The organism is Euzebyales bacterium, from assembly GCA_035461305.1.
Classification (GTDB): domain Bacteria; phylum Actinomycetota; class Nitriliruptoria; order Euzebyales; family JAHELV01; genus JAHELV01.
Map to the genome: position 1 here is coordinate 1 of DATHVN010000051.1, position 18,377 is coordinate 18,377.

At 72.0% G+C, this 18,377-nt stretch carries 18 protein-coding genes; 14 read left to right on the forward strand and 4 right to left on the reverse strand.

Features of this window, described 5'->3' with window-relative positions:
* The 5 genes from VK923_04935 to VK923_04955 form a co-directional block, all read left to right on the forward strand.
* Nucleotides 1–603: Na+/H+ antiporter subunit E (locus tag VK923_04935; GenBank protein ID HSJ44012.1), on the forward strand; the 603-nt coding region annotated here is incomplete at its 5' end.
* Nucleotides 600–863 carry a monovalent cation/H+ antiporter complex subunit F gene (locus VK923_04940; protein ID HSJ44013.1) on the forward strand — a complete coding sequence of 88 codons (264 nt, stop codon included), beginning with the start codon at nt 600–602 and terminating at the stop codon, nt 861–863. The genes VK923_04935 and VK923_04940, both read left to right, overlap by 4 nt.
* A gap of 2 nt (nt 864–865) precedes the next feature.
* Complete coding sequence (mnhG, locus tag VK923_04945; protein HSJ44014.1) at nt 866–1,231, forward strand: monovalent cation/H(+) antiporter subunit G; 366 nt, start codon at nt 866–868, stop codon at nt 1,229–1,231.
* 118 nt (nt 1,232–1,349) lie between these two features.
* Entirely contained in the window at nt 1,350–3,011 is a 1,662-nt protein-coding gene (locus VK923_04950; GenBank protein HSJ44015.1) for a hypothetical protein, read from the forward strand.
* A 132-nt stretch (nt 3,012–3,143) separates the two neighbouring features.
* Entirely contained in the window at nt 3,144–4,250 is a 1,107-nt protein-coding gene (locus VK923_04955; GenBank protein HSJ44016.1) for a serine/threonine-protein kinase, read from the forward strand.
* On the opposite strand, the gene VK923_04960 is transcribed toward VK923_04955, so the two are convergent.
* Nucleotides 4,200–4,949: an IspD/TarI family cytidylyltransferase gene (locus VK923_04960; GenBank protein HSJ44017.1), complete on the reverse strand. Its 750-nt coding sequence runs from the start codon at nt 4,947–4,949 to the stop codon at nt 4,200–4,202. The genes VK923_04955 and VK923_04960 overlap by 51 nt on opposite strands.
* A gap of 89 nt (nt 4,950–5,038) precedes the next feature.
* On the opposite strand from VK923_04960, the gene VK923_04965 reads away from it, so the two are divergent.
* The 6 genes from VK923_04965 (at nt 5,039) to rlmB (ending at nt 10,405) form a co-directional block, all read left to right on the forward strand.
* Entirely contained in the window at nt 5,039–5,563 is a 525-nt protein-coding gene (locus VK923_04965; protein HSJ44018.1) for a hypothetical protein, read from the forward strand.
* Nucleotides 5,564–5,841: 278 nt separating this feature from the next.
* On the forward strand, nt 5,842–6,912 hold the full coding sequence (gene disA, locus VK923_04970) for a DNA integrity scanning diadenylate cyclase DisA (GenBank protein ID HSJ44019.1): 1,071 nt from the start codon (nt 5,842–5,844) through the stop codon (nt 6,910–6,912).
* 178 nt (nt 6,913–7,090) lie between these two features.
* Nucleotides 7,091–7,573 carry a CarD family transcriptional regulator gene (locus VK923_04975; GenBank protein HSJ44020.1) on the forward strand — a complete coding sequence of 161 codons (483 nt, stop codon included), beginning with the start codon at nt 7,091–7,093 and terminating at the stop codon, nt 7,571–7,573.
* Between the two features lie 70 nt (nt 7,574–7,643).
* Complete coding sequence (ispF, locus tag VK923_04980; GenBank protein ID HSJ44021.1) at nt 7,644–8,150, forward strand: 2-C-methyl-D-erythritol 2,4-cyclodiphosphate synthase; 507 nt, start codon at nt 7,644–7,646, stop codon at nt 8,148–8,150.
* Between the two features lie 17 nt (nt 8,151–8,167).
* Nucleotides 8,168–9,541 (forward strand): cysteine--tRNA ligase, encoded by a 1,374-nt coding sequence (gene cysS / locus VK923_04985; protein ID HSJ44022.1) that lies wholly within the window; start codon nt 8,168–8,170, stop codon nt 9,539–9,541.
* Nucleotides 9,542–9,694: 153 nt separating this feature from the next.
* On the forward strand, nt 9,695–10,405 hold the full coding sequence (rlmB, locus tag VK923_04990; protein ID HSJ44023.1) for a 23S rRNA (guanosine(2251)-2'-O)-methyltransferase RlmB: 711 nt from the start codon (nt 9,695–9,697) through the stop codon (nt 10,403–10,405).
* Between the two features lie 70 nt (nt 10,406–10,475).
* Here rlmB and VK923_04995 read toward each other — a convergent pair whose 3' ends face one another.
* The gene (locus tag VK923_04995; protein HSJ44024.1) at nt 10,476–11,075 is read right to left on the reverse strand and encodes a hypothetical protein; all 600 of its coding nucleotides are present in this window, start codon (nt 11,073–11,075) and stop codon (nt 10,476–10,478) included.
* Nucleotides 11,076–11,117: 42 nt separating this feature from the next.
* Between VK923_04995 and VK923_05000 the strand changes: the two genes are divergently transcribed.
* Both VK923_05000 and VK923_05005 read left to right on the forward strand, forming a co-directional pair.
* The gene (locus VK923_05000) at nt 11,118–11,936 is read left to right on the forward strand and encodes an SURF1 family protein (GenBank protein ID HSJ44025.1); all 819 of its coding nucleotides are present in this window, start codon (nt 11,118–11,120) and stop codon (nt 11,934–11,936) included.
* 4 nt (nt 11,937–11,940) lie between these two features.
* Nucleotides 11,941–12,756: an HAD-IIA family hydrolase gene (locus VK923_05005; GenBank protein HSJ44026.1), complete on the forward strand. Its 816-nt coding sequence runs from the start codon at nt 11,941–11,943 to the stop codon at nt 12,754–12,756.
* A 228-nt stretch (nt 12,757–12,984) separates the two neighbouring features.
* Here the strand turns inward: VK923_05005 and VK923_05010 are convergent, their stop codons facing one another.
* The gene (locus VK923_05010; protein HSJ44027.1) at nt 12,985–14,379 is read right to left on the reverse strand and encodes a gamma-glutamyltransferase; all 1,395 of its coding nucleotides are present in this window, start codon (nt 14,377–14,379) and stop codon (nt 12,985–12,987) included.
* 261 nt (nt 14,380–14,640) lie between these two features.
* On the opposite strand from VK923_05010, the gene VK923_05015 reads away from it, so the two are divergent.
* The gene (locus tag VK923_05015) at nt 14,641–16,053 is read left to right on the forward strand and encodes an AAA family ATPase (protein HSJ44028.1); all 1,413 of its coding nucleotides are present in this window, start codon (nt 14,641–14,643) and stop codon (nt 16,051–16,053) included.
* 9 nt (nt 16,054–16,062) lie between these two features.
* On the opposite strand, the gene VK923_05020 is transcribed toward VK923_05015, so the two are convergent.
* Entirely contained in the window at nt 16,063–18,348 is a 2,286-nt protein-coding gene (locus VK923_05020) for a PQQ-binding-like beta-propeller repeat protein (protein HSJ44029.1), read from the reverse strand.
* Nucleotides 18,349–18,377: the final 29 nt, after the last annotated feature.

The following is an 18,377-nucleotide window of genomic DNA, read 5'->3' on the forward strand; positions in this document are numbered from 1 at the left end:
CGGCGCGTGCCCACCCTCGTGGGCCTGGTGCTCATGTGGATCGCCCTGTGGGGCACCCTGTCGTTGGCCAATCTGCTGACCGGTGCGGCCGTGGCGCTGGCGGTCATGCTGTTCGCCCACCAGATCCAGCCGCGACCGGTGCAGCACCTCCAGCCGGCGGCGGCGCTGCAGTACCTGCGGACCTTCGCCAAGCAGCTGATCGTCGCCAACTGGCAGGTGATCAAGGCCGTGTTGCGACCCCACGAGATCCAACCCGGGATCCTCGCCGTGCCCCTGCACCATGCGTCGGACGCGGTCGTCACCCTCGTGGCCAACAGCATCACGCTGACGCCGGGCACGCTGACACTCGAAACCGACCGTCGGGGTGACGTCGCCATCCTCTACGTCCACGCGCTGGACCTGACCGACGCCGACGGCGTGCGCGAGGACATCGGCGAGCTCGAGGTGCTGGCCGTCGACGCCTTCGCCGGGCCGCAGGCGCAGGTGGTGCAGGCACGGACCCTGTCGGAGCTCGAGGAGGGTGAGGCGCCGACGTCCGCTGAGCCGTCCTCCCACGATGGCGCCGTGACAGGGACGTCGAACGACGGAGAGGAGCCGCAGTGACGATCGTGGTCAACGTCAGCCTCGGCATCCTCCTCCTGGCTGGGCTCCTGGCACTCGCCCGCGTCGTGCGGCCTCGTGCGACCGTCGCGGAGCGCATCGTGGCCCTCGACCTCGTGCTGCTCATCGTCGTGATGGGCATCGGGGTGTTCTCGATCGGGCGCGACACCGGCGTGTTCCTCGACGTGCTGGTCGTCGTCTCGCTCCTCGGGTTCGTCAGCACCATCACGGTCGCCCGGTTCATCGAGCGCAGGGGGATCTGACAATGATCGACGTCCTGGTCTCGATCCTCATCGCGCTCCTCGTGACCGCCGGCTGTCTGCTCGCGCTGATCGCCGCCGTGGGCCTGCACCGGTTCCCCGACCTGTTCTGCCGGATGCACGCCGCCACCAAGCCGGCGACGCTCGGGATGCTGTGCATCGCGCTGGGCGTCGGCATCGCCGTTCCCGTCCGTGGGTCGTTCGTCAAGCTGCTGCTCGTCGTCGTCCTGCAGCTCCTGACCGCCCCGGTGGCGGCGCACATGGTCGGCCGGGCCGCCTACACCTCCGGCATCGAGATGAGCGACGCAACCGTGATGGACGAGCTCGGTCGCGACCAGGGCACGCCGAACCGGTACGGCGCGGCGTCCTGACGCGGGCCACGACCGGTGGCCCTGCATGGCGTCGCCGTGGTCCCCCTGCAACCGCAGCCCTATGCTGTGGTGCGGTAGTGCACACGGACCGTGGGCGGGGTGAGCCGCCGGAGAGGCGATGAGCGAGCTGACGGGGACCACGTTCGCAGGACTTGAGGTTCGCGATGCCATCGGGCGTGATCTCGTCAGCACCGTCTACGAGGCGTTCGAGTCCGACGACGAGCGCGTCGTGGCGCTGCGCGTGGTCGCCGAGGACCTGTGCTCCGGTCAGGGCGAGGACCGCGAGCTTTACGGACGCTTCCTCCGTCGGGCCGCGGCCGCGCTGACGTTCGACCACCCCAACGCGCTGACGGTCGAGGAGGTCGGCGACCATTGGGGCCGCGGCTACCTGATCACGCCGCACGTCGATACGGTGCCGTTCGACGACTACATCGCGGAGCACGGTCCGCTGGAGTTCGGACCGGCGCTCGCGCTGTTCGGCCAGGTCGCCGACGTGCTCGACGCCGGGCGTCGGGCCGGCCTGACCCACGGCGCCCTGAACCCGACGACGCTGCGCATCGCAAGGCGGCTCGACGGAACGCCGACGGTCTGTCTGACCGGGTTCGGGATCGGCGCACTGCTCGAGTTGCGCCTGCGGCGGGACCGCAAGCACCTGCGTGACGTCGACGAACTGCTCTACGTCACACCGGAGCAGCTGCGCCGGCAGCCGGTGACGGGGCGCACGGACCAGTACGCGATGGCGTGTGCGCTCAAGCACGCCCTGACCGGCGAGCCGCCGTTCGTCCGCGACTCCGTCGGTGGTCTGTTCGGTGCCCACCTGTTCGTGATACCGGCGTTCGCCGACGGCAGCGACGCGGAGGCGGCGATCCTCAAGGCACTCGCCAAGGAGCCGCGCGAGCGCTACGCCACGTGCACGCAGCTGCTGTCGGATGTCAGCCGCGCCGGGCAGAGTGTCGCGAACCGCCGGCGGTCCGACAGTCGCCGCCAGCGGACGGTCGGGCACACCTGGCTGCGGGTCGGCGCCGACGCGGCGCTCGACGCAACGTCGGCGCCCGCCTCGACCTTCACCGACGAGCCCGGCAGCCCGACGCTCGTCGACGACCATGCCTGGGACGACGACGCCAGGCCCGCGCCGGGGTCCCATGACGTCGCGCCGGCACCGGGGCCGGATGACGTCGCGCCGACGCCGGGGCCGGATGACGTCGCGCCGGCGCCCGACTCCGACGACGTCGACGTGGATCGGGCGTTCGACGACGCGGAGCCGGGGTTCCATGGCGCCGACGGCGAGGCGGGGTCGAACGACGTCGAGGTGGACACGACCGAGGGCGACGCGGCCGACACTGTCGTCCACGGCGACGCCGCCGCCGAGGACGTCGCGGCGGTCGTCCACGGCGACCCTGCCACCGAGGACGTCGCGGCGGCCGTCGACGACGGGCCGTACACCGCGAGCGGATCGCCGACGCGTGCGGACAGCGCCCTGTCCAACGGGGAGCGTTCGGCGCCCGCATGGGCACGCACACGGTCCGCGTCGGTTGAAGACTCTTGGACGGCGGCCCGACAGACCGCCCAGATGGCATACCCTGCAGCCTGGGACGAGCCCGAACCGGCTCCGGCGACGGAGACCGCGGAGGACCTCGACGACGTCCCACTGCTCTCCGAGGTGTTGAGCCAGCGTCACCAGCCGGAATCGGCGGCGCGACGCCTGCCGGTGGCACTGCTGGGCCTGATCATCGTCGCCGGGATCGCGACGGCGATCGCGCTGTGGTTCATCGCCTCGTGACGCCGGGCAGCACCGCGTCAGGAGGTCGACGGGCGACCGTATGCGGAACGACGGAGGGGTCTTGGCACGAACAGAGGGGCCGCAGCCTCATTGGCGCGCGGGGTCGCGTGTGACACCGGCGGGGGACGCCTGGTGAGCGCAACGCCCGAGTCGCCCGAGTCGCCCGAGTCGCGAGAGTCGTCGGCCTTCGGCGGCTATCTCCTGCACGACGTCGTCGCGTCAGACGTCGTCACCACGACCTATCGGGCGACGCCCGAGGGCACGGGACGGCCTGCTGACGTGGCGCTGCGGCTCGTCGACGACCGGTTGGCCGGGCAGTCCCGCGCTGTCAAGGGGTTCCTGCACGTCAACCAGCGCGTCGCGGAGATCGACCACCCCCATGTGCTGCGGGTGGTCGACCTGGGCAGGCACGGTGGTGCGCCGTTCACGGCGACCGCATGGCGCGACGGCCTGACGCTGGCGGACCTGCTGCTCGAGGCGGCGCCGCTGGACGTCCCGGACGTGCTGCGCATCGGGGGGCAGCTGGCGGAGGCGCTGGACACCATCCACGGCAGCGGCATCGTCCACGGGACCGTCGGGCTGCCGACCGTGTGGATCCGTCGCCGTCCTGGCAGTCGCGTCCCACCGGCGGCGGCCCTCACCGCGTTCGGCACCAGCCACCTGCTGGTGCCGATCCTGCCCGACCTCGATGACGAGCCGGCCACCGTCGAGCTGCTGTTCGTCGCTCCGGAGCAGCTGCGCGGCGAGCCCGCCGGGCCGGCGTCGGACCAGTACGCGCTCGGCTGCCTGCTGTTCACTGCGCTGACAGGGACAACCCCGTACCGCGGTGAGACGAACAACAACCTGTTCGGTGCGCACCTGTTCGGCAAGATCCCGCACGCGACAGCCGCGCGTGAGGACCTCGATCCCGCGTGGGACGACGTGTTCGCACGGGCCCTGGCCAAGGAACCCGACGAGCGGTACGACAACTGCCGTACGCTGCTGCTCGCCGCAGGGCGCTGCGCGAGCCGGCGCCCGGCGCGGCCGAGCCGACCGGCCCCGCCGGGCGTGACCACGTCGCCCGAGGTCGACGACGAGCCCGCCGGGAGCAGGTCGAGGTGGCCCCTGCGGATCGTCCTGATCGCCCTGCTGCTGCTCGTGCTGCTGGTCGTGGTGACCCGGTCCGGCGTGCTGGACGGCGCCGTCGCGTCAGCGGCCGCCGGAGAGGTGGTCCCCAACGTCGCCGCCTCCGGCGGCTGACGCCGCACCCCGTCGCGCCGCAATGACGCGGGCGGCGTCGAGGTCGCCGGCGTAGGTCACCTTGATGTTGTCCGGCTCGCCCGGCACGGCGGCGATCGCGACCGGCGCGTAGCGCTGGACCGTCGCGACGGTGTCGACGCCGGAGAAGCCGTCACGGGCGGCACGACCGTACGCGTCGAACAGCGGTCGGGCGCGGAAACCCTGGGGTGTCTGCACCCGGTACAGGTCATCGGGCTGGGCGACCAGGCCCCCGTCGTCGGTGCTGCGGAGGATCCCCGGGCCGAGCGCCAGTGCGGGGACCGCACCGCCGACGGCTCGTGCCGTCGCCGTGACGCGCTCCACCAGCGCGGGCGTCGCGAACGGCCGCGCGGTGTCGTGGATGAGCACGACGTCGAACGACGGCGCGTGGAGTCGGGCGAGCGCCGACACCCCCGCCTGCTCGCTGGCCTGGCGGGTGTCGCCACCGGTCGTCAGGTGCACCCCGCGGTCCACACCGTGGTCGGCCAGGACGTCGCGGACGCGGCGCCGTTCCCCGGCCCGGATGACGAGCACCACGTGGTCGACCACCGGGCTGCGCACGAACGTGCCGATCGACCACACGAGCAGGGGCCGGCCGAGGAGGTCGGCGAACACCTTGTTGTCCGCCCGTCCCATGCGTGAGCCGCTGCCACCTGCCAGCAGGATGGCCGCCGTCGTCACGGAGACGCTCCTCGTCACTGTGGCCGCCGACGGCGACCGCGACGTGACTGTACCCGGCCACGGGTAGCCTGTGGCCGATGGACGCTGCCGTGACCACTGTCTGGGGCGTCGTCCGCGTCCCTTCGCCGGGCGCGATGCCCGAGGATGCGCCGGACGACCTGGCCGGGCTGCTGGTCGTCGTGGCCGGCACGCCGCCGGCGGGCGACAGCCGGGTGATCACGGTCCCGATCGACGCGTCGGCGACGGCGGCGGAGGCGTTCGCGACGGCCATCCGACGGGCACCGACTTCGGCGGACGCCGTGGTCTGGCTCGACACGACGCTCCCGCCGCCGGGGACCGTCGCGCGTCTCGCAGCGCGCCTCGGGGATCGTGATGCGGTGGTCGTCGCCACACCGGTCAATGATGCCGTGAAGCAGGTGCGCGACGGGCTCATCGTCGGCGGCGTAGCACGCAACGGCCTGTGCCGGCCCGTAGGCCCCGTCCTGGTCCGCGCCCGCATGGGGCGGGAGCGGCTCGCGCCGGCACTCGACGGTGGCAACGATCTGTTCGCTGCGCTCGGCGTCGCCGGGTGCGCGGTCACCGTCGTCCCGCCCGGCGTGCTCGGATCGGTGTGACGCGCGGGCCGGGTGTGCGCTGTGAGGCCGACCACGGGCCGGTGCCACGCACCTATCATTGGTGTCCCCGGGGTGTGGGGACGCTACCGTGCGTGCGCGTCATCGACTGCGCTGATGAGGTCATCCGGGCCGCGAGGGCCGGAGGGCGGCAGTGTCGAACCGGCGACCGGTGACGCGACGGCGGTCACCCGCCGTGCATGCGGACGGTCGCCTCGGCCGGTCGCCGCGGGCCCGACGCGTAGGATCGCCGCGCGGGCAGGACGACGGAAGGAAGCCACGTGGCGGGAACCTTCGACGAACGGCTCCGCGGCGTGCTGCTGAAGCTCGCGCCGGGCACCGCGCTGCGCGAGGGGCTCGACCGCGTCATCAAGGCCGGCAAGGGCGTGATCATCGTGATGGGTGCGTCCGAGGACGTCAGGCCGTTGATCTCCGGCGGCTTCAAGATGGAGACGAAGTTCACGGCACAGCGGCTGTCAGAGCTCGCGAAGATGGACGGCGCGATCGTCGTGGACGACGACGTCGACTACATCCTGCACGCCAACGTCCACCTCGTCCCCGACCCGTCGATCGCCACCGCGGAGACCGGCACCCGCCACCGGACGGCCGAGCGCACGGCCAAGCAGACCGGCGTGCCGGTCGTCAGCGTGTCCGAGTCCATGCACATCGTCAGCCTGTACCTCGACGACTACAAGCACGTGTTCGAGGAGCCCAGCTCGCTGCTTTTCCGCGGGAACCAGGCGCTGTCGACGCTCGAGAAGTATCGCGCGCGACTCGACGAGGTCTCGGCGTCGCTGTCGGCGCTCGAGATCGAGAATGTCGTGACCCTGCGCGACGTGCTCGTCGTCCTGCAGCGGGCCGAGATGGTGCGGCGGATCTCCGACGAGATCAGGGCGTACGCGCTCGAGCTCGGCACCGACGGCCGTCTGCTGCAGCTGCAGCACAACGAGCTGATGGCACGCGTCGACGACGAGCGCGAGCTGGTCGTGCGCGACTACATCGTCGACCGGCGCCACCGGCTGGACAAGGCGCTCGCGGGCCTCGACGAGCTCGACGCCCAGGAGCTGCTGGACCTGTCGATCCTGGCTGAGCTGCTGGGCTACGACCTCAACGGCGAGGAGATGGACCGGCCCGTCGCCCCCCGTGGATACCGCCTGCTGTCACGCGTGCCGAGGCTGCCGGAGTCGATCGTCAACAGGCTGGTGGAGCGCTACAAGTCGCTGCAGCGGATCATGGAGGCCAGCCTCGATGACCTCGACGAGGTCGAGGGCGTCGGGGCGACTCGTGCCAGGGCGATCAAGGAGGGCCTGGCGCGCCTGGCCGAGTCATCGATCCTCGAGCGCTACGCCTGAAGTCCGCGGCGGTCGGCCAGGTTCACCCATCGGGCCGATCTGACCGTCTGCTATCATTGGGTGATGGAGCGCGGTTGCTGGCCGCGGCATCCCTGTGACGAACGACCCGAGAACTCTGCGCATCCGGCAGTCGGGTGGGGTCTCGGATGCGCGGGTTGTCGACGAGGAACGAACGCCTATGGCATACGAAGTTGGGGACACCGTCGTCTACCCGCACCACGGCGCGGCTGTCATCGAGCGCCAGGAGACGCGGACGATGGAGGGTCAGGAGCGCGACTACCTCGTGCTGCGCCTCACCTACGGTGATCTCACGCTCATGGTGCCGGCCGACGCGACGGACGAGGTCGGACTGCGCAACGTGTGCACCAGCACGCAGGTCGACGAGGTGTGGGAGGTCCTGCGCGACCGGGACTTCTCGATGCCGACCAACTGGTCCCGACGCTTCAAGGCCAACTACGAGAAGCTGAAGTCGGGCGACATCTTCCAGGTGGCCGAGGTCGTGCGGAACCTGTCGATCCGTGAACGTGACAAGGGCCTGTCGGCGGGCGAGAAGCGCATGCTGACCAAGTCGCGCCAGATCCTGGTGTCGGAGCTGTCCGCGGCGATCTCGAAGTCCGAAGAGGACACCGAGGCGATGATCGAAGACGTCCTCGCGGCCTGACGTGGTGGCATGACGCGTCCCGTGCGCCAGTGAGCTCAGGACAGACTGGTGCGCGCGACAGGTGTGCGTGATGATGGCGGATGTGACGGTCCGCATCGGGCAGGGTGTCGATGTGCACCCCTTCAGCGGAGACGGCAGTCGTCGTCTCGTGCTCGGAGGCGTGCGCATCCCTGACGAGCCCGCCCTCGACGGGCACAGCGACGCCGACGTCATCCTGCATGCCACCGTCGACGCCCTGCTCGGCGCCGCCGGGCTCGGCGACATCGGCACGCTGTTCGGCAGCGACGAGCCCGAGTACGCCGGGGCGGACTCGCAGGTCTTCCTCGCCGGCGCTCTCAGCCAGGTCGCGGGCCACGGGTGGCAGGTCGCCAACCTTGACCTGACCCTGATCGGCAAGCGCCCGCGCATCGGTCCGTACCGCGACCGCATCTGCGCGTCGGTCGCCACCCTGCTCGGGGTCAAGTCCGAGCAGGTCAACGTGAAGGCCACGACGACCGACAGGCTCGGCTTCACCGGCAGGGGAGAGGGCCTGGCGTGCCTGGCCGTGGTGCTGCTCACGTCGGCCCAGCCGCACTGAGCCGCTAGCCTGACGCCATGCAGTTGTTCAACACGCTCAGCGGTGCCGTCGAGCCGTTGCGCCTGCGCGACGAGGGTCGTGTGGGGATCTACGTCTGCGGCCCGACGGTTCAGGGTCCACCGCACTTCGGCCACGCCCGCACGTACACGACGACCGACGTGCTGCGGCGGTTCCTCGAGTGGACCGGTCTCGAGGTCGAGGTGGTGCGCAACATCACCGACATCGAGGACAAGATCATCACGCGTGCGGCCGAGGAGGGACGGTCGGCGGCGAGCCTCGCTGAGCACTACACGCGGGTCTGGGAGCACGAGATCGCCCGGCTCGGCATCCGCGCGCCCGACGTCGTGCCCCGCGCCACCGGTCACGTTCCGGAGATCCTCGAGCTGATCACCCGACTGATCGAGCGCGGTGCGGCGTACGCGGCGGGCGGCGACGTGTACTTCTCGGTGCGTGCGTTCGACGACTACGGCAAGCTGTCGGGCCACCGTCCCGACGAGCTGCGGGCCGGCGCCCGGATCGCACCGGACGAGCGCAAGCGCGACCCGCTCGACTTCGCGCTGTGGAAGGGCGCCAAGCCCGGTGAGCCGACGTGGAGCTCACCATGGGGTCCGGGCCGACCCGGCTGGCACATCGAGTGCTCCGCGATGTCGACCAGGTACCTCGGCGCCGACTTCGACCTGCACATCGGCGGCACCGACCTGCGCTTTCCGCACCACGAGAACGAGATCGCACAGTGGGAGGCCGCGACCGGCACGCCGTTCGCGCGGCACTGGATGCACACGGGCATGCTGACGCTGGACAACACGAAGATGTCCAAGTCGGTCGGCAACATCATCTCGCTGGCCGAGGCGACCGACCGCTACGGACCCGGCACGCTGCGCATGTTCTACCTGCGGGCGCACTACCGCAGGCCGGTCGAGTTCAGCGAGGCGCGCCTCGACGAGGCGGCGGCGGCCTACGACCGGCTGGCCGCCTTCGTCCGCGCGACCGCCGCACTTGAAGGCGACGGCGGGCGCGACGACGCGGCGGTCGAAGGGTTCCGTGCCGCCATGGAGGACGACCTGTCGACGCCGCGCGCGCTGGCGGTCCTGTTCGACCTGGTCGCCGAGGGCAACCTGGCGGTCGAGGCGGGCGACACGGGCCGCGCGGCCGTGGTGCGCCACACGGTCCTCGAGCTCGCGGGCATCCTCGGCTTCGACTTCGACGAACCGGTCGGGGGCGACGAGCGCCTCGTCGACGGACTGATCGCCGAGCTGGTCGCCCTGCGCGACGAGGCGCGTGCCCAGCGTGACTTCGGGATGTCGGACCGGATCCGCGAGCGGCTGCACAAGCTGGGGGTCGAGCTCGCCGACTCGCGCGAGGGCACCCGTTGGCACATCGCCCGCCGGTGACGCCTTCCCGGACGTCGTCACCAGACCTGGGGACGCCGCGTCGACTCCGCGTTGGGGCGCGTCCCCAGAGCGGGTGGATGGTACGCACCTGGGGACACCGCGCCGGCTCGGTGTTGGGGCACGTCCCCAGGTTGGCGTGCGGGAGGGCATAGCGTGCACGCCATCCCGGGGCGGCAGCCGGTCGCAGAGGCGCTGCGCGCCGGTCGCGCCCTCGCCGAGGTCGTCGTCGACCGGCGGCGAGCCGGCAAGCTGACCGCCCTGCTCGAGCGGGCCCACGCGGCCGGCGTCGAGGTGCGCACGGTGTCGGCCGCCGAGCTCGACGACCTGACCGGCGGCGTGACGCACCAGGGAGTGGCGGCCCTCGCCGAGCCTGCTCCCTCGGCCGGCGTGGCCGACCTGTCCGGGGACCTCGTCGTCGTGCTCGACGGCATCACCGACCCGCACAACCTGGGTGCGGTCGCACGCGCGGCCGAGGTGGCCGGCGCCTGCGGCCTGGTCCTGCCCCGGCGGCGCAGCGCCCACCACTCGCCGGCCGCCGAGAAGACGTCAGCCGGCGCGCTGAGCTGGCTGCCGGTCGTGGTCGTGCCCAACATCGCGACGGGGTTGTCCCAGCTGGCGGATGCCGGCTGGTGGTCCGTGGGCCTGGACGGCACCGCGACGGCGACGATCTGGGACAGCGACCTGCTGGACGGCAGGGTCGCCGTGGTCGTGGGCGCCGAGGGGTCCGGCCTGTCCAAGCTGGTCGCCGATCGCGTGGACCAGCTGGTGTCGATCCCGATGCGAGGCCGGCTGGACTCGCTCAACGCCAGCACGGCCGCGGCCGTCGCGCTGTTCGAGGTTGTTCGCCGCCGCGCGGCCTCCTGACCGACGAGCGCGGCCTCCTGACAGACGAGCACGGCTGACGGCCCGCGCGTGTGCCCCCTGGTTGCCACGCTCAGCGTGGGGAGCTGCGCAGGCCCATCTCGCGCAGCGCGAAGGTCGCCAGACGGCGGCGGCTGACGGGGTCGGCGAGCGGGTTGTCGTCCAGCTCGAACCGGGCGAGCTGGTCGACCCGCGCCGACGTGAGCGCCTGCGCGGCCAGCAGGCCCTCGCCCTCGCCCCGGCGCCGCAGCCTGGTGACGGCCGTCGCCCGGCGGATCCAGCGTCCGCGCAGCGCCAGCCACAGCGTCAGGGCGAACAGCACGGGGAACAGCGCCGTCAGCGGCACCGCCAGGTCGGCCAGCCGCGCGATCGATTCCTGGCCGCTCGTGCTCGCCGTGGCCAGTTCACGAGCGCCGGCGATGATCGCGTCGAACGGGGTCGCCAGGACGTCGCCGACCAGTTGCAGGCTGCGAACCTGTTCGCTCGTGCCCGTCAACGCGTTGGCCAGCCCCGTGCTGGCCTCCCCGACACGACGCGCCGGGCGTGCGAGGGCCTGGATCTCATCGTGCAGCCGCACACCCAGCCAGAACCAGCCCACGACCCAGGTCGCCAGCAGCAGATCGCCACAGACCTGGACGGCGAGGCGGGAGGGACGCTCGGCGTAGAACTTCACAGTGCGGCCAGTTCGCTTCGGGCGGGCAGGATGGGGGACGTCATGTACAGGTTCCTCTTGCGGCCCAGATGGATCGCGGGCCACCTGCTGGTGATCGTCACCGTCGTCGCGTTCGTCAACCTCGGATTGTGGCAGCTTCGCCGGCTCGACGAGCGCCAGTCCTACAACGCGCGGGTCACCGAGCGCCTCGCCGCCGATCCGCAGCCGCTCGACGCGGCGCTGGCCGGCGTCGGTGGCGCCACCGACGACCTCGAGTTCCGGCGCGTCACCGTCGCGGGCACGTTCGCCGGTGCGCAGGTCCTGACCGCGCCCCGCAACTACGCCGGCCGGCCGGGCCAGCAGGTCCTCAGCGTCCTGGAGCGCGCCGACGGCCCGGCGGTCCTGGTCGACCGGGGCTGGATGCCCTTCGACAGAGGCGCACAGCAGCCACCAGCCGCACCGGACGGACGGGTCGAGGTGCATGGTGTCCTACGCCTGCGCGAGTCCGGTGACGTCGGTGCCGCCGATCAGGTCGCCCAGATCGTGCCCGCACAGATCGCCGAGCGCCTCGGCCGGCGCCTCGCACCGTTCTACGTGCAGCTGCAGGGCCAGCAACCGCCCCCGGCGGCCGGGTCGCCGACGCCGACTCCGCTGCCCGAGCTGACCGAGGGCAACCACCGCTCCTACGCCGTCCAGTGGTTCAGCTTCGCGCTGATCGCGCTGGTCGGCTACCCGATCCTGGTGTGGCGCACGGCGCGTCAGGACGACGATCCAACCGGCGCGACTGGCTGGGACGTCCCGGTGGCTCCGACGTCGCGCGACGAGGTCGCGCCGCAGGTGCACTCGGATGCCGCCCGCGGCCGCGGACACGACCTAGGCTGACGCCATGCCTGACACCCCCATCTGGAACGTCCTGCTCGACATGGACGGCGTGCTCGTCTACGAACAGCACGCCATCGACGGTGCCGCAGCGTTCGTCGGCGCGCTGCGCGACCGCGGCATCCGCTTCATGGTCCTTACCAACAACTCGATGTACACGCCCCGCGACCTCAGCGCACGGCTGGCGCGGTCCGGGATCGAGGTGCCGGAGGAGTGCATCTGGACCTCGGCACTGGCGACCGCCCGCTTCCTCGACGACCAGCGCCCGCGCGGGACGGCGCACGTCGTGGGCGAGGCAGGGTTGACGACGGCGCTGCACGAGATCGGCTACGTCATGGTCGAGGCCGATCCGGACTACGTCGTGCTGGGCGAGACCCGAAACTACAGCTTCACCGCGATCACGCGTGCGATCCAGCTGATCGACGACGGCGCCCGCTTCATCGCAACCAACCCCGACCCCAGCGGTCCGTCCCGCGAGGGCATGCTGCCGGCGACAGGGTCGGTCGCCGCGCTGATCACGAAGGCGACGGGCGTCGACCCGTACTTCGTCGGGAAGCCCAACACCCTGATGATGCGGTCGGCGTTGAACGCCATGGACGCGCACTCGGAGGACACGGTCATGATCGGCGACCGCATGGACACCGACATCGTGGCCGGCATCGAGGGGGGCATGCGCACCGTCCTGGTGCTGTCGGGCTCCACGGCGCCCTCGGACGTCGAGCGCTTCCCGTACCTGCCGTGGAAGGTCGCCGACTCGATCGCCGCGGTCGATCCCGCCGAGTTCGGCGCACCGTTGGACGAGGCCTCGGACCACGGGCCGTAGACGGCGACTAGAGCGCGTGCCGCGCGGGCGGACCGGCGCCCGCGCTCGCGGAACGACAGGGTGACCGACGTGCCGGCTCGGGCACCGAGTCGATGTCGAGGTCGCCACCGTGGTGCTCGATGACCGAACGCACGATCTCGGGCCCGTTCACGTCGCCTGCATGATCGCGGTGCGGATCAGCTGTGCATCGTCAACGCGTCCCCGTCGGCGTAGTCGGCCATGTGCACGTCACAGCAGGGCCACGGCGCCGTCGCGACGCGGATCCGCTCCGCCACCGGCCGGCGTCAGCAGGCTCGCACCACCGAAGAAGTGGTGCAGCTCGTCCCACCGCTGGACCCGCCAGCCGTCGGCGTCGAGGGCGGCCAGCCCGTCCTCTGGGTAGCCCGGCTCGGCGTGCGCGACGCCGAGCGCGGGGTGCAGGCGCGGTCGGTGGGCCGCCGCGGCAGGCTCCAGGCCCTCCATCAGGCTGGATGCCAGCACCTGTGCGAGCGCGGTGCGGATGCGCGACCCGCCGGCGGCGCCGGCGGCGGCGGCCAGGCGACCCCGGTCGTCGAAGGCCAGGGTGGGCACCATCATGCTGCGCATGCGCGCCCCGGGGCGGGATACGTCGCGCAGCAGCTCGGTCTCGCCGAGCATGCTGTTGAGGTGCAGGTCGAGGTCCGGGACGTAGTGACCCGCACCCAGGCCGAGGCTCGAGGTCACGACACAGGCGTTGCCGTCGGGGTCGACGGCGACCAGGTTGGTCGTGTCACCGTGGCGGTCGTGCGCGCCGAAGGCGTCCGCGAACGCCGGTGCCCACCGTCGCGGGGTGCCTGCGAGCTCGGCCGGCACGCGACGCATGGCCCGCAGGAAGCCGGCCAGGTCGTCGCGGGCAGTGACCCGGTACGGGCCGAAGCGCACGCCGACGGGGGCGGGGCGCACGTCGACTTCGTAGGAAGTCAGGTCCTCGCGTGTCAGCAGGCCGCCGCGCTCGTCGGACATCGCCAGGATGCGCTCGGCCGCGGTCCCCTTGGCGAACGTGCCGGTGCCCTCCGTGGCGATCAGGTCGAAGGCGTTCGCCAGGCCCGGCTGTCGCAGCAGCTCGCCGGTCTCGAGCGGTCGTCCGCCGGGCGTGTAGATGTACCGGCCCCGGTCGCGCCGCAGGCTGTCGATGACCATGCGCATCGTCAGCGCGTGGCGTGGCGGCATGGCCACGCCCTCGAGCGCCAGGGCCCTGGCCGGTGCGAGCAGCGCCCGCCAGTCAAGCCGTCCCCAACGCTGGTGGATGGCGCCGCAGCCGTGGGGGACGCCGGGCACGGCCACCGTCGCCATGCCGATGTCGTAGGGGATCACCTGCGAGCCGAACGCGATGTCGACCGGGAAGCGCTCGCCACCGGTGCGCCGTCCGCTGATGCCCGGGATCGCGACGAAGAAGTCGACCAGGTGGGCCTCGCGGTGCGCGGCGTCCCAGTGGATCGCGTACCCTCCACCGCCGAGCCCGGTCATGACGGTCTCCGCGACGCACGACGCGAAGGTCGCGGAGACCGCCGCGTCCGCGGCGGACCCCCCGGCCTGCAGGATCTGCAGGCCGGCGGCGGCGGTCGCAGGGTGGCCGGCGGCGACCCCGGCTACGGGAGCGGTCATGTCACGCGACCTACCGCTGCGCTACATGAGGTCATGATGGAAGTTCCTTGCTGATCACGGTCCACGGCCGCCCACCCCCGCTGGCTGGGGCGTGCGATGCTGGACCGAGCGTTGTGGAGGACGATAGTCCATGCGGTGGAGCCATTCTGCCTGGCCGGTGGAGCCGTCCCTGGGCCGTTGGGAGTCGAGCGTCAGCGAGATGACCAGGCTTCGTGGAACCAGGCTCCGCGAGGCCGTCGAATCGCCGGAGGAGCGACCGGCGTGACGACCTCCGCGGCCCTCGACGCGCGTGTCCGGGACTTCGTGGCCGCGGTCGCCCCACTGCTGGAGCGGCTCGCGACCGACGCGGGACTGCCCAACGACAACATTCGCCGTGACGTGCTGGTCGACGCGTCGGGGCTGGTGGCGGGGCTCATCGCCGCCGACGGCGTGGTCACCGACCTCGAGTTGCTGGCGATGATCACGTGCTTCGGCGAGCTCGACGACCCGCGGGTGGCGGCGGCGACGCCCGTCGAACGACGCCGCGCGATGCTCCTGGAGTCCGGATCGCAGCGCCTCGAGACGCCGTCGCCGCTGTTCAGCCTGCTGCGTGACGCCGACCTGCGCGACGGCGCCGGACGGTCCCGCGTGTACTACGAACACGCCATGGCGGTGGCCCACGCCGCGGTGGCGCTCGACGGCTACACGGGCCGGCTGGAGCTCGCGGCCGTCGAGACCCTCCGGAGCATGCTGCTGCGCCTGCTGCCCCCGGCGGAGCGGCGTGCCACTGGAGACGTCGAGGCCGACCGGCCCGAGGAGCCGAGGTCACCGGCGATCGGCACGATGCAGAACCTGCACGAGCCGCAGAAGACCACCGAGGAGCTGTTCACCGAGTTCGACGCGCTCGTCGGGCTCGACCCGGTCAAGACCGAGATCCGTCGCGTCGCGGACCTGATCACCGTCGAGCGGCTGCGCCGCGAGCGCGACCTTCCCGTCGCGCCGCAGAGCCGCCACCTGGTCTTCACGGGCAACCCCGGCACCGGCAAGACGACGGTGGCACGCCTCGTGGCGCAGCTGTACCGCGCGCTGGGTGTGGTCGAGCGCGGGCACCTCGTCGAAACGGACCGGGCGGCGCTGGTCGCCGGGTTCATCGGCCAGACCGCGACCCGGGTAACCGAGGTCGTCGACGCCGCGACCGGCGGCGTGCTGCTGATCGACGAGGCCTACGCGCTGATCCGTGGCGACGACCGTGACTTCGGGCGGGAGGCGATCGACACCCTGGTCAAACTGATGGAGGACCGGCGTGAGCGCCTCGTCGTCATCGTCGCCGGCTACCCCGCCGAGATGGAGGAGTTCATCTCCTCGAACCCGGGGTTGCGGTCGCGCTTCCCGCGGGTGATCCACTTTCCCGACTACAGCACCGACGAGTTGGTGCGCATCTTCGAGATGCTCGCCGGCAGCCACCACTACGAGCTGAACGACGGCGCGCGTGTGCGGCTGCGGGCCCACTTCGAGTCGGTGCCGCGCGGCCCGGGCTTCGGCAACGGGCGCCTCGCACGCAACCTGTTCGAGGAGGCCTGCGCCGAGCAGGCGACGAGGGTCGTGCGTCTCGACCAGGTCTCACGCGAGGACCTGGTGTGCCTGACCGCGGACGACATCCCGACGCCCGGCGCGACCGCGGCGGGCATCGCCTGACCGACGGCGTCAGCCGTCCCCGTCCGGCGCGACCGATGCCTCGAGCCGGGTGAGGCGGCCATCGGAGGTCGTCAGATACACGGCGTCGTCGGTGGCCGCCAAGGCGCTGATCGGGCCGAACGGGGCGGACTCCCACAGCAACGCGCCGTTGCGCTGCGCGATCGCTTCGACGCAGCCGTCGGGAGCGGCGACGTATGTCGCGGCGCGGTTGGCGGCGATGACGGGCTGCAACGCCTCCTCCGACACGATGCGCCACCGCGGCGTGCCACTGGTGAAGTCGACCGACAGCACCTCGTGCGCGCCGGCGACGACTATGCTGCCGTCGCGGACCTGCGCGATCCTTGCCGGGTCGTCGGCCCGCTCGAGCGTCGCACACGTCGTCCACGCGGCCTCGCCGTCGTCGGCGTGGTAGCTGCACACCTCGCCGTCGTTGCTGACGGTGAGGACCGCCCCGGCGATCGCGGTCATCGACACCGGATGCCCGCCCTCGAGCGTGCTCTGCCACCGCAGCTCGCGGGTCGTCACCGAGAAGGCGCTCAACACGTCCCCCTCGACGACGTACAGCGAGCGCTGCCCACGTTCGCTGCCGTCGAACGCGATCGTCAGCGGTGCGTCATCCTCGGCGTCGGCCGACGCGGGCGCGGTGATCGTCCAGTCGATCTCGCCCGAGATCGGGTCGATCGCATGGACGGCCACGTCACCGGCGTCGTCGCGTGCCACACCGAACATGCGACCGCGACCCGTGATGAAGGCGTCCAGCTCCGGCATGCCGGTCTCCGAGGACCGCCACATCACGGCACCGTCGGCGCGGTCGAGCGCGACGAACTGTAACGCCGTCCGCAGGATCACGGTGGGCCCGAGCACCGACATCTCTTCGACCGGTGCAGCCAGCTCCGTGGTCCACTGCGCCCTGCCGGTCTCGTGGTCGAGGCTGGCGACCACGGCACCGGCGGCGCTGAGCACGCCGTCCTCCTCGGCCGAAAGCAGGTTGACCGGCCCGTCGGCGATCGGCTCCCGCCACGAGGCCGCGATCTCGACGATGCCGTCGCCGTTGAACGGGTCCGCGGTGCCGGCCAGGGCACCGGAGCGGTCCACGGCACGCACCACACGGCCGAGCGCCACGGCGCCGGCGGCGACGACGACCGCCAGGAGTGCCAGCCCGATCCAACGCACCTGCCGGGCGGTGAGCCCGATCCGTCGTGCGGGCGTCGCCACCGGGTTCGGTCCGCCGCCCACGGTGGCTGTTCCGGGTGCACGGACGGGCTGCTGCGGCCGGGTCCTGGTGGCCGACCCGGGCTGCCGGTCGACCTCGTTGAGCGACCGCGCGGTCCTGGACGAGGATGACGTCGGTGCGGGCCGCTGGCCGGCCGCCGCGCCGGTCCTGGTCACGTCGTCACGTATGTCGATCTCGTCCGGGACGCCGGGAGCCTGGCCGGTCTCGGCCATCCACATCCACGACGGCCGCGCGGTGGCGCCGATCGCCGTCGCGAAGTCCGTGCACGTCAGGAACCGGTCCGCGGGATCCTTCGACAGGGCCCGGCGCAGGCCGGTGACGACCGGCCCTGGCAGGCGATCGGCCTGCAGCATCGCGTCGTCGGGCTCCTGCGCGACGTGGGCGTCGAACAGGTCGCCGACGCTCGTACGCGCGAACGGCACGGACCCGGTCAGGCAGTGCAGGACCATGCAGGCCAGCGCGTACTGGTCGGTCCCCTCGACCGGCGCCGACCCCCGGACCTGCTCGGGCGCCGTGTACGCGATGTCGGGCGAAGGCGCGGCGTCGGGGTTCTGGATGCGGCGTGCCCGCAGCGGCGTCGTGCCGAAGCCCCGCAGGGACACGTATGGCGCGGACGGGGACCGGACCCGGTCGTTGAGCCACACCGTGGTCGGGCTGACGGCGCCGTGCACCACGCCGGCCCATGCGACCATGTCGAGCGCGTCGGCGAGCTCACGGCAGACCGCCAGCGCTTCGTCCAACGGCAGGGTGCCGTGGGAGCGCAGCGTCGTGTCCAGCGACCGTCCCTCCACGGCGCTGCTGATCGTGTAGAGCAGGCCGTCGGCCTCACCGACCTCGCTGACCGTCGGGATGACAGGGTGGTGGACCGCCGACATCTGCTCGATGGTCGTGCGGAAGTGCTCGGCGGACAGGGGGTCGCTGAACTCCTCAGAGATGACCTGCATCAGCACCGGGTAGCCGTTCGAGGCGCGCGAGGCCAGGTACGCGGCACTGACCAGCCCGGCCTGCAGGCGCTCGTGCACGACATAGCCGGGGACCGTCCACACGCCCAACTCTGACATCGACGCTCACACCCGTGACCTCGTCGGCG